18 protein-coding genes and 1 tRNA gene are annotated in these 14,805 nt (G+C 60.8%); 4 read left to right on the plus strand and 15 right to left on the minus strand.

What is annotated here, in order from left to right; genetic code table 11:
• The first annotated feature begins 1 nt into the window (after window position 1).
• Together ACODTZ_RS26315 and ACODTZ_RS26320 are read left to right on the plus strand one after the other, a co-directional pair.
• Window positions 2-502, plus strand: coding sequence for an isoprenylcysteine carboxyl methyltransferase family protein (locus ACODTZ_RS26315; RefSeq protein WP_489029294.1), 501 nt, complete (start codon window positions 2-4; stop codon window positions 500-502).
• Window positions 503-578: 76 nt separating this feature from the next.
• On the plus strand, window positions 579-1,826 hold the full coding sequence (locus tag ACODTZ_RS26320) for an NAD(P)/FAD-dependent oxidoreductase (protein WP_489029295.1): 1,248 nt from the start codon (window positions 579-581) through the stop codon (window positions 1,824-1,826).
• A 9-nt stretch (window positions 1,827-1,835) separates the two neighbouring features.
• Here the strand turns inward: ACODTZ_RS26320 and ACODTZ_RS26325 are convergent, their stop codons facing one another.
• From ACODTZ_RS26325 to ACODTZ_RS26360, 8 genes are all read right to left on the minus strand, one after another.
• Entirely contained in the window at window positions 1,836-2,369 is a 534-nt protein-coding gene (locus ACODTZ_RS26325; protein WP_489029297.1) for a gluconokinase, read from the minus strand.
• A 52-nt stretch (window positions 2,370-2,421) separates the two neighbouring features.
• Window positions 2,422-3,258, minus strand: a complete 837-nt coding sequence (locus tag ACODTZ_RS26330; RefSeq protein ID WP_018898504.1) for a dipeptide ABC transporter ATP-binding protein — start codon at window positions 3,256-3,258, stop codon at window positions 2,422-2,424.
• The gene (locus ACODTZ_RS26335) at window positions 3,255-4,103 is read right to left on the minus strand and encodes an ABC transporter ATP-binding protein (RefSeq protein ID WP_081931800.1); all 849 of its coding nucleotides are present in this window, start codon (window positions 4,101-4,103) and stop codon (window positions 3,255-3,257) included. Before ACODTZ_RS26335 ends, ACODTZ_RS26330 begins: the two co-directional genes overlap by 4 nt.
• Before the next feature lies 1 nt (window position 4,104).
• Window positions 4,105-4,992, minus strand: coding sequence for an ABC transporter permease subunit (locus ACODTZ_RS26340; protein WP_018898502.1), 888 nt, complete (start codon window positions 4,990-4,992; stop codon window positions 4,105-4,107).
• 9 nt (window positions 4,993-5,001) lie between these two features.
• On the minus strand, window positions 5,002-6,006 hold the full coding sequence (locus tag ACODTZ_RS26345; protein WP_018898501.1) for an ABC transporter permease subunit: 1,005 nt from the start codon (window positions 6,004-6,006) through the stop codon (window positions 5,002-5,004).
• Window positions 6,007-6,095: 89 nt separating this feature from the next.
• Entirely contained in the window at window positions 6,096-7,691 is a 1,596-nt protein-coding gene (locus ACODTZ_RS26350) for an ABC transporter substrate-binding protein (protein WP_047508290.1), read from the minus strand.
• A gap of 338 nt (window positions 7,692-8,029) precedes the next feature.
• Window positions 8,030-8,509, minus strand: coding sequence for an iron-responsive transcriptional regulator RirA (gene rirA, locus ACODTZ_RS26355; protein WP_047508293.1), 480 nt, complete (start codon window positions 8,507-8,509; stop codon window positions 8,030-8,032).
• Between the two features lie 181 nt (window positions 8,510-8,690).
• Window positions 8,691-10,187 (minus strand): CoA-acylating methylmalonate-semialdehyde dehydrogenase, encoded by a 1,497-nt coding sequence (locus tag ACODTZ_RS26360; RefSeq protein ID WP_047508295.1) that lies wholly within the window; start codon window positions 10,185-10,187, stop codon window positions 8,691-8,693.
• Window positions 10,188-10,308: 121 nt separating this feature from the next.
• Here ACODTZ_RS26360 and ACODTZ_RS26365 point away from each other — a divergent pair, with 121 nt between their 5' ends.
• Window positions 10,309-11,190: a LysR family transcriptional regulator gene (locus ACODTZ_RS26365; RefSeq protein WP_489029301.1), complete on the plus strand. Its 882-nt coding sequence runs from the start codon at window positions 10,309-10,311 to the stop codon at window positions 11,188-11,190.
• 15 nt (window positions 11,191-11,205) lie between these two features.
• Here ACODTZ_RS26365 and ACODTZ_RS26370 read toward each other — a convergent pair whose 3' ends face one another.
• The 5 genes from ACODTZ_RS26370 to ACODTZ_RS26390 form a co-directional block, all read right to left on the minus strand.
• Window positions 11,206-11,364, minus strand: coding sequence for a hypothetical protein (locus ACODTZ_RS26370; protein WP_018898496.1), 159 nt, complete (start codon window positions 11,362-11,364; stop codon window positions 11,206-11,208).
• Window positions 11,365-11,407: 43 nt separating this feature from the next.
• Window positions 11,408-11,833 (minus strand): DUF4174 domain-containing protein, encoded by a 426-nt coding sequence (locus ACODTZ_RS26375; RefSeq protein ID WP_489029308.1) that lies wholly within the window; start codon window positions 11,831-11,833, stop codon window positions 11,408-11,410.
• A gap of 84 nt (window positions 11,834-11,917) precedes the next feature.
• Window positions 11,918-12,379: a hypothetical protein gene (locus tag ACODTZ_RS26380; protein ID WP_112979885.1), complete on the minus strand. Its 462-nt coding sequence runs from the start codon at window positions 12,377-12,379 to the stop codon at window positions 11,918-11,920.
• A gap of 223 nt (window positions 12,380-12,602) precedes the next feature.
• Complete coding sequence (locus ACODTZ_RS26385) at window positions 12,603-12,848, minus strand: helix-turn-helix domain-containing protein (RefSeq protein ID WP_047508304.1); 246 nt, start codon at window positions 12,846-12,848, stop codon at window positions 12,603-12,605.
• Window positions 12,849-12,866: 18 nt separating this feature from the next.
• Window positions 12,867-13,193 (minus strand): hypothetical protein, encoded by a 327-nt coding sequence (locus ACODTZ_RS26390; protein WP_489029311.1) that lies wholly within the window; start codon window positions 13,191-13,193, stop codon window positions 12,867-12,869.
• Between the two features lie 19 nt (window positions 13,194-13,212).
• Between ACODTZ_RS26390 and ACODTZ_RS26395 the strand changes: the two genes are divergently transcribed.
• On the plus strand, window positions 13,213-14,100 hold the full coding sequence (locus tag ACODTZ_RS26395) for a universal stress protein (protein ID WP_489029313.1): 888 nt from the start codon (window positions 13,213-13,215) through the stop codon (window positions 14,098-14,100).
• 56 nt (window positions 14,101-14,156) lie between these two features.
• On the opposite strand, the gene ACODTZ_RS26400 is transcribed toward ACODTZ_RS26395, so the two are convergent.
• Window positions 14,157-14,233, minus strand: a tRNA-His gene (locus tag ACODTZ_RS26400).
• A gap of 127 nt (window positions 14,234-14,360) precedes the next feature.
• The gene (locus ACODTZ_RS26405; protein ID WP_018898489.1) at window positions 14,361-14,804 is read right to left on the minus strand and encodes a phasin; all 444 of its coding nucleotides are present in this window, start codon (window positions 14,802-14,804) and stop codon (window positions 14,361-14,363) included.
• Window position 14,805: the final 1 nt, after the last annotated feature.

Consider the following 14,805-nt stretch of genomic DNA (forward strand, 5'->3'; position numbering starts at 1 on the left):
GATGTGGCCGTCGATCATCATCCTCGGTTTTGTGACGCTGCAACGGCTGGCGGAACTCATCATCGCCCGCCGCAACACCCGCGCGCTGATGGCGCGCGGCGCGCGAGAGATTGGCGCCGAACACTATCCGCTCATGGTGGCGCTGCATGCGAGCTGGCTTGCCGGGCTCTGGCTGATGGCCCCCGGCCATCCGGTGCAGCCGATGTGGCTCGTGCTCTTCGTCGCGCTGCAGCTTGGCCGGCTTTGGGTTCTGGCGACGCTCAAGGGGCGATGGACGACGCGGGTCATCGTGCTGCCGGGGGCGCCGCTGGTGCACGGGGGACCGTACCGGCTGTTGTCGCATCCGAATTATGCGGTTGTGATCGGCGAGATCGCGGTGCTGCCGCTGGCGTTCAACATACCGCTATTCGCCGCCATTTTCTCCGTCTTGAACGGGGTGATGCTGTGGCTTCGCATCTCGGTCGAGAACCGCGCGCTGAAGACGGCAATGTTTTTGAAATGAATGCGATTTTTCATTTGCACGCGGCTTGGCGGAGGGGCATTTTCCATGCCTAGACTATCGTGGGTTTCGTGGGAAAATGACGAAGAACGTAATCGTGCTTGGAGCCGGCATCGTCGGCGTATCGACGGCCATTCATCTGCAGCGACGTGGACGCCAGGTGACATTGATCGATCGCAAGCCGCCGGGCAACGGCACATCCTTCGGCAATGCCGGATTGATCCAGCGCGAGGGCGTGGTGCCCTACGGCTTTCCCCAGCAGCTCGGCCTTCTCGTCCGCTACGCCTTCAACAACCGTATCGACGCGCATTATCACCTGAACGCGCTGCCGAAGCAGCTGTCGTTCCTGGCGCGCTACTGGTGGCATTCGAACACCAAGCGCCACCAGATGATCTCGAAGGCCTATGCGCCGCTGATCGCGCATTCGATCTCCGAGCACAACGACCTGATCGAGGCGGCGGGCGCCGAGCATCTGATCCGCAAGAACGGCTGGATCGAGGTGTTCCGCACCGGTGAAAAACGCGACGCGGAGTTCGCCGAGGCCGAGCGACTGCAGCGGGAGTTCGGCGTCGGCTTCGATCGGTTGGATACCGGCGATCTGGCGCGGCTGGAGCCGGATCTCAATCTCGGTTTCGTTGGTGCGCTGAAATGGCGCGATCCGTGGTCGGTCATCAATCCGCAGGCGCTGACGGCAAGCTATCTGCGCTATTTCGAAAGCATCGGGGGTCGCTTCATCACCGGGGATGCGAACTCCTTCGGAAAATTCGGCGCCGGCTGGAAGATCGCGACCGACGAAGGTCCTGTCGAAGCCGACGAGGCGGTGATGGCGCTCGGGCCATGGGCTGCGGTCGCGACGAAGCGGCTTGGCTATGCCTTCCCGCTCGGGGTCAAGCGCGGCTACCACATGCATTATTCCGCAAAGGGCAATGCGGTGCTCAACAACACCGTGGCCGATACGGAGCTCGGCTATCTGATGGCGCCGATGGAAAACGGCATCCGGCTGACGACAGGTGCCGAGTTCGCGGCGATCGACGCGCCGAAGACACCGGTGCAGCTCGACCGCGCCGAAAAGGTGGCGCGCGGCGTGTTTCCGCTCGGCGAGCGGCTCGATCCGGAACCCTGGATGGGCGCCCGCCCCTGCACGCCCGACATGATGCCCATCATCGGCAAGGCGCCGCGCCACGAGGGCCTGTGGTTCGCCTTCGGCCACGCGCATCACGGGCTGACGCTCGGGCCGGTGACCGGACGGGCGCTGGCGGAGCAGATGACGGGCGAAAAGCCCTTCGTCGACATCTCCGCCTATTCGCCGCAGCGGTTCAATCCATAAACGATCCGGCTAAGATATACCCAAAGCCTTGAGATCGCGGAGCGCCGTCTTCGCGATCTCTTCTATCGTCCCATCGATATCGACGGTGACGACGCCGGCCTCACCGGTCGGGATCTCCAGCGTTGCCAGCTGGTTTTCAAGCAGGGAGAGCGGCATGAAATGGCCCTTGCGGGCGCCCATGCGGGCGGTCAAGAGCTCCTTGGAGCCGTGCAGGTAGACGAAGAACAGGTTGCCATCCACAGCGGCGCGCAGGCGGTCGCGGTAGCTTCTTTTCAGCGCCGAGCAGGAAACGACGATGCCCTCGTTGCGGTCGAGCGTGGCCTTCATGGTCTGGCCGATGATATCGAGCCAGGGCATGCGATCCTCGTCGGTGAGCGGGTTGCCCTTCGACATCTTCTCGACATTCGAGGCCGGATGCAGCGCATCGCCTTCGGCGAATTCGACGGCAAGCGCCTGCGCTATCGCCTCACCCACGGACGACTTGCCGCAGCCGCTGACCCCCATGACGATAATGGCATGGGGGCGCGTGTTTTGTGCTGACATTCCAGAAATTCTCCTCACCTCGGCATGATCCGCCGTGTCAGGAGACCCAAGCTTACGACGCGATGGCCGCATTCTTGCGGGCGAGACGTGCCCTGATGGTGTCGACATCGGCGCGCGGCGTCGCCGCGAACAATGTCTTGGTATAGCTGTGCTGCGGGTCGTTGAAAACCTGATCCCGCGATCCGTATTCGACAGCTTCGCCGTAATACATGACCATGACGTCATCGGCCATGTAGCGGACGACCGAGAGGTCGTGGCTGATGAAGACGTAGGTCAGGTTCAGCTCGTCCTGCAGGTCGGCGAGCAGGTTCAGCACCTGTGCTTGGACCGACAGATCGAGCGCCGAAACCGGCTCGTCCAGCACCAGAAGCCGTGGCTTCAGCATCAGCGCGCGAGCAATCGCGATACGCTGGCGCTGGCCGCCGGAGAACATGTGCGGATAGCGGTTGAAGTGGACGTCCTGCAGGCCGACCTTCTTCAACATCGACATCGCCAGTTCGCGGCGTTCGGCAGCGGGCGTGTTGGTGTTGATGATCAGCGGTTCCATCAGGATATCGCCGATCTTCTTGCGCGGGTTCAGCGAACCGTATGGGTTCTGGAAGACGATCTGCACCTTGCGGCGCATCTCGGGCGTCAGATCGCCGGCCGCGATATCCACCTTCTTGCCGTCGATGAACAGTTCGCCGTCGCTTGCCGGATCGATCATGGTGATGATGCGGGCGAGCGTGGACTTGCCGCAGCCGCTTTCACCGACGATGGCGAGCGTCTTGCCCTGTTCGACCTTGAAGTTCACGCCCTTGACGGCGTGCACGGTCTTTTCCTTCTTGAACAGGCCGCCCGGCAGAAAGTAGTTGCGGACGATGTTCTTGCCTTCGAGGACTGGCGTCATTGGGCCGCTCCCTCACTCGTCTGTTTGAAGATCTCGCCGATGGTCGGCAGACGGTCGCCGGTGGCGTTGTCGGGCAGAGCCGCGAGCAGCGCACGGGTGTAATCGCTCTTCGGTGCTTCGAACAGCGACAACACGTCGGCCTCTTCCATCTTGCGGCCCTTGTACTGCACGATCACGCGATCGGCGGTCTCGGCGACCACGCCCATGTTGTGGGTGATCATGATGAGACCCATGCCGTGTTCCGTCTGCAGGCGCATCAGTAGATCGAGGATCTGCTTCTGGATCGTGACGTCGAGTGCTGTGGTCGGCTCGTCGGCGATCAGGAGCTTCGGGTTGCAGGCAATCGCAATCGCGATCATCACGCGCTGGCACTGGCCACCCGACATCTGGTGCGGGAAGTGGCCGAGGCGCTCGGCCGGGTTCGGAATGCCGACGGCTTCGAAGAGCTCGATGGCGCGCTTGCGGCGCTCCGCCTTTCCGAGGCCGAGGTGAATGCGCAGCACTTCCTCGATCTGGAAGCCGACCGTGAAGCACGGGTTGAGGCTGGCGATCGGCTCCTGGAAGATCATCGACATGTCCTTGCCGATGATCTTGCGGCGTTCGCTGCCCGACATGCCGAGCAGGTTGCGGCCGTCGAAGACCAGCTTGTCGGCCGTGACCTTGGCGGTCCAGGGCAGAAGGCCCATGGCGGCGAGCATGGAAACGGACTTGCCGGAGCCGGATTCGCCGACGATGGCGAGGACTTCGCCGGCCGAGACCTTCATCGACACGCCATCGACGGCGCGGAAGGTGCCGGTCGAGGTCTGGAACTCGACGACAAGATTTTCGATTTCGAGAAGTGCCATATCAGGACCTCTTCAGTTTGGGATCTAGCGCATCACGCAGACCGTCGCCCATCAGGTTGATGGCGAGAACGGTGATGAGGATGCACAGGCCCGGGAAAGTGACGAGCGACGGCGAGCTCTGGAAGAACTCACGGGCGTCGGCGAGCATCGTGCCCCACTCGGATGTCGGCGGCTGGGCGCCCATGCCGAGGAAGCCGAGGGCCGCCGCGTCGAGGATCGCCGCCGAGAAGGCGAGCGTTGCCTGAACGATCAAGGGTGCCAGGCAGTTCGGCAGGATCGTCTTGAACATCAGGCGAAGCGTGCCGGCGCCGGCGACGCGGGAGGCCACGACATACTCCTTCTCGCGCTCGCTGATGACGGCGGCGCGGGTCAGGCGGACGAAGTGCGGCTGGTTGACGATCGAGATCGCGATCATGGCGTTCAGCAGGCCGGGACCGAGAACGGCGACCAGCACGAGGGCCAGAAGCAGCGACGGGAAGGCCAGGATGATATCCATGACGCGCATGATGATCGTATCGGTGCGGCCGCGGAAGTAACCGGCGATGAGGCCGAGCAGGACGCCGGCAACCGCCGACAGCGAAGCGACGACGAGGCCGATGAACAGCGAGAAGCGGGTGCCGAAGATCAGGCGCGAAAGCATGTCGCGGCCGACGGCATCGGTGCCGAGCAGATAGGCGCTGTTGCCGCCTTCCGACCATGCCGGCGGCAGGCGCTGGAAGCCCGACGGTACGTTCGGATCATGCGGGGCGACGACGGATGCGAAGATCGCCAGCAGGAGAACAAAGACGAAGACGACGAGGCCGATGACCGCGCCCTTGTTGCGGGAGAAGTAGTACCAGAACTCCGAGAGACCGGAGGGCTGGGCAGACGTGGTGTTTGTCGTGCTCATGGGCCGCTCCTAGTGTCTGATGCGTGGGTTGATGAGACCGTACATGAGATCGACGATCAGATTGACGAGCATGATGATGGCCGCGATCAGGAGCAGACCGCCCTGAACGACGGTGTAATCACGCTTGAACACCGCATCGACCATCCACTTGCCGATACCCGGCCAGGAGAAGATGGTTTCCGTCAGGATGGCGCCGCCAAGCAGAACGCCGACCTGCAGGCCGATCGAGGTGACAACAGGGATCATGGCGTTGCGCAGCGCATGTACGCCGACGACACGCAGCGGGGCAAGGCCCTTGGAGCGGGCGGTGCGGACGTAATCCTCACCGAGAACCTCGAGCATGGCCGAGCGGGTCTGGCGGGCGATGACGGCCAGCGGAATGGTGCCGAGAACGATGGTCGGCAGGATCAGCGACTGGAAGGCCGACTTGAAGGCGCCGGCCTGACCGGACAGCAGACTGTCGATCAGCATGAAGCCGGTAACAGGCTTGAAGAAGTACATCAGCGAGATACGGCCGGACACAGGTGTCCAGTGCAGCGTATTCGAGAAGAGGACGATGAGGAGCAGGCCCCACCAGAAGATCGGCATGGAATAGCCGACAAGGGCGACGCCCATGACCCCCTGGTCGAACCAGGTCCCCCTCTTCACCGCGGCGAAGATGCCGGCGGGAATGCCGAGGATGATGGCGAACAGGATGGCACAGAGCGACAGCTCCAGCGTTGCCGGAAACAGCGACATGAACTCCTGCAGGACCGGGCGCTTGGTGACGATCGACGAGCCGAGATCGCCCTGCACGAGATTACCGAGGTAATCAATGTACTGGACGTAGACGGGCCGGTCGAGGCCGAGGTCGTGCATGATCTCAGCATGGCGTTCCGGCGCCATGACGCGCTCGCCCGACATCAGCATGACCGGATCTCCGGGCAGCAGGCGGATGAACGCGAAGGCGATGATGGAAACACCGAGGAAGGTGGGGATCAGGACCGCTAGGCGCCCGATGAAGAAACGAAACATATCATATGTCCATATTAGTCCGGCGGTCAGGTATCAAACCTGACCGCCGGCCAAGCCCGATCTTGTCGGGCATCTTTGCATAGATTTGGTTATTCGGCGATATCAACGCCGTCGAAGCGGTGAACACCGACCGGATCCTGCACGTAGCCGGAAACCTTAGCGTTCATCGGAACGAATTCCGTCGAATGGTCGATGGTTGCCCAGGGAGCTTCCTTCTTGAAGACAACCTGTGCTTCTTCGTAGAGCTTCGTGCGCTCAGCAACGTCGGAGGTCTTCTTGGCCTTCTTCACGAGGGCGTCGAATTCCTTGTTGCACCACTGCGCACGGTTGTTGCCGCCGACAGCTTCGCAGCCGAGCAGCGTGTCGAGGAAGTTGTCCGGATCACCGTTGTCACCCGTCCAGCCGAGGATGGCAGCGCCATCGCGCTTCACGTCCTTGGAGAGCTTCAGGTATTCGGCCCATTCGTGGGTGACGATCTCGACCTTGACGCCAACCTTTGCGAGGTCAGCCTGCATCAGTTCGGCGGCGCGACGTGCGTTCAGCATGTACGGACGCGAAACCGGCATTGCCCAGATCTTCATCGAGAGATCCTTGACGCCAGCGGCTTCAAGCATCTTCTTGGCTTCGTCGGGGCTGTAGGCATCGTCCTTGACGGCGTCGTTGTAGGACCACATCGTCGGCGGGATCGGGTTCTTGGCAACCTGGCCAGCGCCCTGGAACACGGCATCGACGATCGCCTGCTTGTTGATCGCCATGTTGAGCGCCTTGCGCACTTCAGGCTTGTCGAACGGAGCCTGCTGCGTGTTGTAGGCGAGGTAGGAAACGTTCAGGCCCGGCTGTTCCAGAACCTTGAGGCTGCTATCGGCCTTCAGATCCTTGACGTCGGCTGCGTTCGGGTAAGGCATGATGTGGCATTCGCCGGCCTTGAGCTTCTGAGCGCGAACCGAAGCGTCAGGGGTGATCGCGAAAACGAGATCGTCGATCTTTTCCTTGCCCTTGAAGTAGGTTTCGTTGGCCTTGTAGCGGATGACGGCATCCGGCTGGTAGGCGACGAAGGTGAACGGACCGGTGCCGAGCGGCATCTGGTTCATCTGCTCCATCTTGCCATCGGCCTGCAGCTTGTCGGCATATTCCTTGGAAACGACCGATGCGAAGTCCATCGCGAGGTCGGCGAGGAACGGTGCTTCCGGATGGTTGAGCGTGAACTTGACGGTCAGGTCATCGACCTTCTCGACCGACTTGATCAGATCGGGGAAGCCCATGCCGGCAGCGTATTCGTAGGAAACGCCGGCGACATACTTGGCCCAGGGGCTGTCGGCCTTCAGCTGGCGGTCGAACGAGAAGACGACGTCGTCAGCGTTCAGGTCGCGGGTCGGCGTGAAGAATTCGGTGGTCTGGAACTTGACGCCCGGATGCAGCTTGAACGTATAGGTCAGGCCATCATCGGAAACGGTCCAGCTGTCAGCAAGACCCGGCTCGACTTCGGTCTTGCCATGCTTGAACTCGACCAGGCGGCTGTAAACGGTACGCGACGAGGCGTCGAAGGTCGTGCCTGCCGTGTAGATTGCGGGATCGAAGCCTTCCGGCGATCCTTCCGAGCAATATACCAGCGTCTTGGACCAAGCGGTCGACGCCATGGCAGAAGCCAAAACAGTCGCTGCCAGAAGGACAGAGATCTTTTTCATGATTTCGTTTCCCAGGTTTGTTCTTTTATACGTTTGTCTGATCGCAGAGCGCTCCTCCCGATCGAGCGCCGATGGAACGACATTTGATTGTTTAAATCAACGACCGGGCCGGAAAATTTTTCCAGCTGGACAACTTTAGTAATTTTACGCCGAAAATGGGCCGCATTTAGCAATATTCACGCTGGATAACCCTTGTTTTGGTCACATTTAATGTTGCGCATATCAATGGTAGTGCAAATACCGAGCTTTGGACCAGACGCTGTCAATCGGAATCCAGAAACGAAACAACCGCAGCCACGATCTGTGACTGCGGTTGCGAAGAATAACGCGACGCTACCTCAGGCAGCCGGCGCGACAGCCCGTGGCTTCGGGTGATGATGATCCTCAAGGCCGAGCAGGAAGTTGATCTGCGGACGGGCCTTGACCAGATCGTCGATCGAATATTGCGTCAGCACATCGAAGAAGGCGTTGAGTGCCTTGCGCAGTGCCGAGTTCAGGCCGCAGCTATCGACCAGCGGGCAATCGACTTCGCCATCATCCTCGAAGCACTCGGCCATTGCGAAGCTGTCTTCGGTGACGCGGACGACGTCGAAAAGGCTGATCTTGTCCGCCGGCTTGCCCAGACGCACACCGCCGTTTCGGCCACGCACGGTCTCGACGAGGCCAGCCTTGTTCAGCGGCTGCAGGATCTTGAACAGAAAGAGCTCGGAAACGCCGTATGCCTTGGCAATTTCGGGAATCCGGCTGAGACTGCCTTCATTGGCAGCGCAGTACATCAACATGCGAACAGCATAGTTGGTCTGCTTGGTCAAACGCATGCCGATCTCCAGATTCGTTCTCGTTAGGCACCGTATATAATGCCTTTGATAGTTTTGAACAATTCCAAAATAGAAAAAGATGAAAAAATGAATCACGTTATAAAAGCGCGCTGCGCGCGGCCCTGAACGAAAAACGGGCTCCTCGCGGAGCCCGTATCCAAAGCCTAACTTTAACAAGCACTTATTTCATGACCGGCATGGAGAATTCGGCGCCGTCCTTGATGCCGGAGGGCCAGCGTGTGGTGATGGTCTTGGTTTTCGTCCAAAACTTGATCGAGTCCGTGCCGTGCTGGTTCAGGTCGCCGAAGGACGATGCCTTCCAGCCGCCGAAGGAGTGATAGGCCAGCGGGGTGGGGATCGGAACGTTGATGCCGATCATGCCGATGTTGATGCGGCTGGCGAAGTCGCGGGCGGCGTCGCCGTCACGGGTGAAGATCGCAACGCCGTTGCCGTATTCGTGCTTCATCGGCAGGTCGATCGCTTCCTCGTAGTTCTTGGCGCGAACGACGGAGAGAACCGGTCCGAAGATTTCCTGCTTGTAGATATCCATGTCAGGCGTGACGTGATCGAACAGCGTGCCGCCGACGAAGTAGCCGCCCTCATAGCCTTGCAGCTTGAAGCCGCGGCCATCGACGACGAGCTTGCCGCCCTCTTCCACGCCCTTGTCGATCAGGCTGCTGATACGGGCCTGAGCTTCCTTGGTGACAACGGGGCCGAGATCGGCCTTCTCGTCGGTGTAAGGGCCGATGCGCAGCGCCTCGATCTTCGGCGTCAGCTTCTCGACCAGGCGGTTGGCGGTTTCTTCACCAACGGGGACAGCAACGGAGATCGCCATGCAGCGCTCGCCGGCGGAACCGTAGCCAGCGCCCATCAGCGCGTTGACGGCCTGATCCATGTCGGCGTCGGGCATGATGATCATGTGGTTCTTGGCGCCGCCGAAGCACTGCGCACGCTTGCCGTTCATGGCAGCCGTGCCATAGACGTAGCGGGCGATCGGGGTCGAGCCGACGAAGGAGACGGCGCCGATATCCGGGTCCGTCAGGATGGCGTCGACGGCGGTCTTGTCACCGTTGACGACGTTGAGAATGCCCGCCGGAAGGCCGGCTTCGATCATCAGTTCGGCGAGGCGCATCGGCACGGACGGATCGCGCTCGGAAGGCTTCAGGATGAAGGCGTTGCCGCAGGCGATCGCCGGCGCGAACATCCACATCGGGATCATGGCCGGGAAGTTGAACGGGGTGATGCCGGCGCCAATGCCGACGGCCTGGCGCATCGAGTACATGTCGATCGCGGGACCTGCGCCCTCGGTGAACTCGCCCTTCTGCAGGTGCGGAATGCCGCAGACGAATTCGCAGACTTCGAGACCGCGGATGATGTCACCCTTGGAGTCTTCGACCGTCTTGCCGTGCTCCTTGGAGAGCATGACGGCAAGCTCGTCCATGTGCTTGTTCAACAGCTCGACGAACTTGAAGAAGACGCGGGCGCGGCGCTGCGGGTTGGTGGCTGCCCACTTAGGCTGCGCGGCCTTGGCGTTTTCGACGGCGGCGCGCATTTCCTCGTTGCTGGCGAGCGCTACGGTCGCCTGAACTTCGCCCGTTGCCGGGTTGTACACATTGCTCGCGCGGCCGCTCGAGCCAACGACGTGTCTGCCGCCGATGAAATGACCAATCTCATGCATGGGTGTGCCTCCTCTGGGTTTCACAGTCTTTATTGGATGAGCCAGCATCGCACTTCAATTTGCACAAATCAATGAACAGGTTTAAGCAACCGTTGTGCAAAAATTAAAGCCGGAGGCCGATTTGGACTGGGATGATGTGCGAATGTTCCTGGCCGTGGCCCGCACCGGACAAATCCTTTCGGCCTCCAAGCGGCTGGGCGTCAACCACGCCACGCTGAGCCGACGGGTGACGACGCTGGAGGAGCGGCTGAAGACGCGGCTGCTTGTTCGCCGCACCAATGGCTGTGACCTGACGGCGGAAGGCGAGATGTTTATGCACGCAGCCGAGCGCATGGAGACCGAGATGCTCAGGGCGCAGGCGAGCCTCGGCCATCTCGACAGCAGCATCGCAGGAACAGTGCGGATCGGCGCGCCCGATGGCTTCGGCGTGGCGTTTCTGGCGCCACGGCTGGGCCGGCTGATCAAGCGACACCCGGAGCTCCGGATACAGCTGGTGCCTGTGCCCCGCTCCTTCTCGCTGTCGCAGCGCGAGGCCGATATCGCGATCACGCTCGAGCGGCCGGAACAGGGGCGGCTCGTCTCGTCGAAACTGACGGATTACACGCTCGGGCTCTACGCCTCCAGGGATTACCTCCAGGCGAACGGCACCCCTGATGATATCGAGGCGCTGAAGGAGCATCCCCGGATCGGCTATGTCGAGGATCTGATCTTCACCGCATCGCTGAATTTCTCATCGGCGGTGATGCGCAGCTGGGACGCCGGCTTCGAGATTTCGACAGCGACCGGGCAGACGGAAGCCGTTCGCTCCGGCGCCGGCATCGGCATCCTGCACGACTACATTGCCCGGCAATATCCCGAGCTCATCCGAATATTGCCCGATGTGTCGATCGAGCGCGCTTACTGGACGACATATCATGAAAGCGCACGCGACCTGCTGCGCGTGCGCACCGTCGTCGATTTCCTGCAGGAGCTTGTGTCGGCCGACAGGCAGATGTTCCTATAGCCACGCCGGCACGTCTTAAGCGTGCTTTGGTGGCTCGTCATTCTCATCGGGGTTGGGATTGGGCAGTTCGTCGGGCAAACTGTCGGGCTCCGGCTCGTGGATCGGAGGCTGCGGCGCCCAATCGGGTCCCGGCATCGGCGGCGTGCCGGGCAAGGGTTCGTTTGGCACGGACATGATCCGCTCCTTTCTCAGATGGCTTGTGTTCGGGTGCCCCAATCTAGCTCTGGGCGGTCTCGCCTGCGCGCATCGGCATGGCATCGATGATGGTGAAAAGCTCGGCTGCCGTCATCGGCTGGTCGATCGTTAGCTTCACGGTTCCGTCCTTGCCGACAAGGAAGGCCATGAATTCTCCCGGCGGCGGGGCGGCGAGATCATTCGCAAGCGCCTTGGCGTCCAAATCCTTCACGGCACCGAACAGCGGGCGAACGGTGTTGCCGGCGACCTTGAGCACGACCAAGTCGCGCTCCTCTGACCCCGGCCGGTCTGCCATCAGCTGGTTTTCCTGGCGAGCGGTTCGGGCATTATCCTTGTCGGGAAAGATCACGACGACGCGGTTCTCCCAGCGAAACTGCGCCAGACTTGGGATGACAGCCTTGTCGAGGCCATTCTCCGGTCGTTCGGTTGTGCCATGGGTTTCCGGCATAGACGCGCTCCTTTGATAGGAGGAAAACGTGTGCTGATGGCGGGAGTTCCATGGCCGGCCGGAAGGGCCGGAAAAGCTTGGTGATCAGCCGCGCCAGGACCGGCGCAATTGCCATATGCTGCCGAAGAGCAGAAAGAAGAGCGGCACGCTTCCATAAGACAGGTGAAATCCGGCAAGCGGCACCACCGCAAAACCGCCCTCGCCCGCCGTCACCGGAAGATGAACCCATCCGACCATGTAGACGGCGCGGGAGACGGCAACGGCCACCATGATTAATCCAGCAAGATCGATGAAGCGCATATGCTCGCGCATGGAGCGTGTGAAGACGCCGAAGAAACCGACGGCATAGGTCAAAAGCAACAGATAAGTGGCCGCGCCGAGCAAGCTGACATCATGCAGCAGGATATCGTCGGTCGTCTCCGAGAAATTGGTATCGAGAATGGGAAGCACGACGGCCAGGGCCGAAGACAACAGCAGCATGCCGCGTTCCAAGAGTTCGCCGCCATCGACCAAGCGATCGCCGATGCGAAATGCACGTCGTTCCATGATGCCATCCCCACGATACCGTCCGGCCGCTGCTCAACATGATGTAGCGCCCGGAAGAACATTCGCCCTCAGGTTGCTAATCTATCCTATATGGGGGGAGGTAAAACTACCTCTGGCATCGGCCCGTCCCTGAGGTTCGGGCGGTACGGTTAATGAACCGCTAAGCGAGGATGCGAGGCGGCAGGACCGGCGAAAAGCCGCCGGTCCCGCAAGAACAACTGGATTATTCCAGGCCGAGCGAAGCAAGCGGCAGCTGCAGTGCAGCGGCGATGCGCTTGATCTTGGCGGAATCCGTATCTTCGCCGCTTTCGATTTCCTCGATTTCAGCGACGAGCAGACCACACGTCACGGCGAGATCGTCAACGCTATAGCCAATGGTCTCACGTGCGGTTCTCAGAACAGCGCCTGCGTTGACCGGAGGGATTGGCTGGGCGTTAGATTTATCCAGATTGCTGAGCGAAATGGACATATAAGTCTCCTTCTAAAATCACTCTGAATTAACCCCCGGCGGGAAAATGGCATTCTCGTTCACATTTTGCAACGCAATATAACGCAGGGGGCGCGGGGCATGGCGATGATATTGATTAGCAACACCTTTTATACAAGGGTGACTCACGAAAAATACCTGTCCGGCGCGGCGACAGGCCTTTGAAAGGCCATGTCGGGCACAGCTTGGAGAGGCGGACGACTCGTCAAAACGCTCGATTTTGTCTGCGCCGAGCATGTTGCAGAGCGTCATTCGCAGGCGTAAAATCATGCGATCGGCGCCTGCGGTGAGGTCGCCTTCGATGCGACCATTGTTTGATCCCGGCAAGCGCCCCTTTGGAGCGCGTATGGCCATGTTCACAAGGGATCGCAGAGACGCTGATCAGGATATCGAGAGCTACACTCCGCTATGCCGATCGCATGGCGGCGCGGAGGTTCTGGCGCTTCTGCCCGATCCGGTGACCGCCCGGCTCTGCCTCGACCTTGCCGAGGATGCGGCGCATGCCATCCATGGCTCCATGGCCGCCGCCCATATTGGATCGGAGCCGATGACGCTCGTCTTTTCGCCCGAGGAGATCGATCTGATACAGTTGCGCGATCACGCCGAGGGCTCATCGCGGCAGCGTTTCGAGCAGGTGGGCCGGGCATTCGCCACCTGGCGCCGGCGCCGCGCGCAGCGACGCACGGTTTTTCTTGACGATTGCCGCGGCGATGTCGCCCGCTGCGTCGCCACCGAATGCGCGGCGAGCGAGCTCGTGGTGACATCGAGGCACGGCAATGCCGATGCGCGCGACGCCTTTCGCAGCGTCGTGTTCAGCCAGCACAAACTGGTCCTGATGCCGCCCGCCCGAGACTACTATCAAGGCAATCTGTTTGGCCATGTGGTGATCGGCTGGAGGCAACAGGGACACGCGGAAGACACCCTCATCGCCGCCAAACGCTGGCTTGCGGCCGCGAAACGGATCACGCTCGTCTGCATCGACGACACCGACGGCAAGGCCAAGACCAGCGCCGAGGCGATGCTTGCCCGCCTCTCACTTCAAGGCCAGGTCGTCGCTATACCGTCGGATGGTCATTCGATCGGCGAGGCGATCGTCGAATTCGCCAAGGCCGAGCAAGCAACCTGCCTGCTGATCGGCGCCTTCAGGCACGGCTATCTTCTGGAACTGCTCTTCGGCCGGATCACCCGCTATGTGCTCTCGCACGCGACCATGCCTGTCATGATGAAGCATTGAGGCGATGTCTCGAGGGAGACGAAAGCCGGATGCTTATCTCATTATCGTGGAGGGAATGGTACGGTTGGGGGGTCTCGAACCTCCGACCTCAGGTGCCACAAACCTGCGCTCTAACCAACTGAGCTACAACCGCACAAACGTCGCTTGGCGCGACGGGGGTGACATACGGGGACTTGAAATTTAATTCAAGCCCTATCTGTCCTTAATATACAAAAAGGCCGGACAAAGGGTCCAGCCTTTTCGTTCGTCTGTCATAAAAATCAGGCAGCCTTGAAAGAGGCCATGACTTTTTCAGCGGCTTCCTTCGACGGCTTGGCAACCTTTTCGGCCACCAGCTTCGAGGTTTCCTGCATGGCCTTGGCCTGTTCGATCGTCAGTTCCGCCTGCTTGCGCAGGAAAGAGGTCTGCAGTTCGAAGAATTCGGCGACGGACTTGACCGAAAGCAGCGCGTCCATGTGGGTCAGCGAGTTCTCGGCATTGGTGCGCAGGGCGCCAATCGCCTGATGGCCGATTTCGGCAGCACCGGCCTGGGCCGTCTGAACGGTGGATTCGAGCGTCTTGCTGGCTTCTTCGCCGGCAGCCTTCATCTTGGCATAGGCGTCGCGCGACTGCTGCGAGCCCTTTTCGGCGAAATCGCGAAACGAGTCAGCGAACTTCGCGGGGTCAAAAGAGGAGATAGAAAATACGTCTTCCATTTTCGCCATT

It is taken from the genome of Rhizobium sp. FG113 (genome assembly GCF_057809895.1).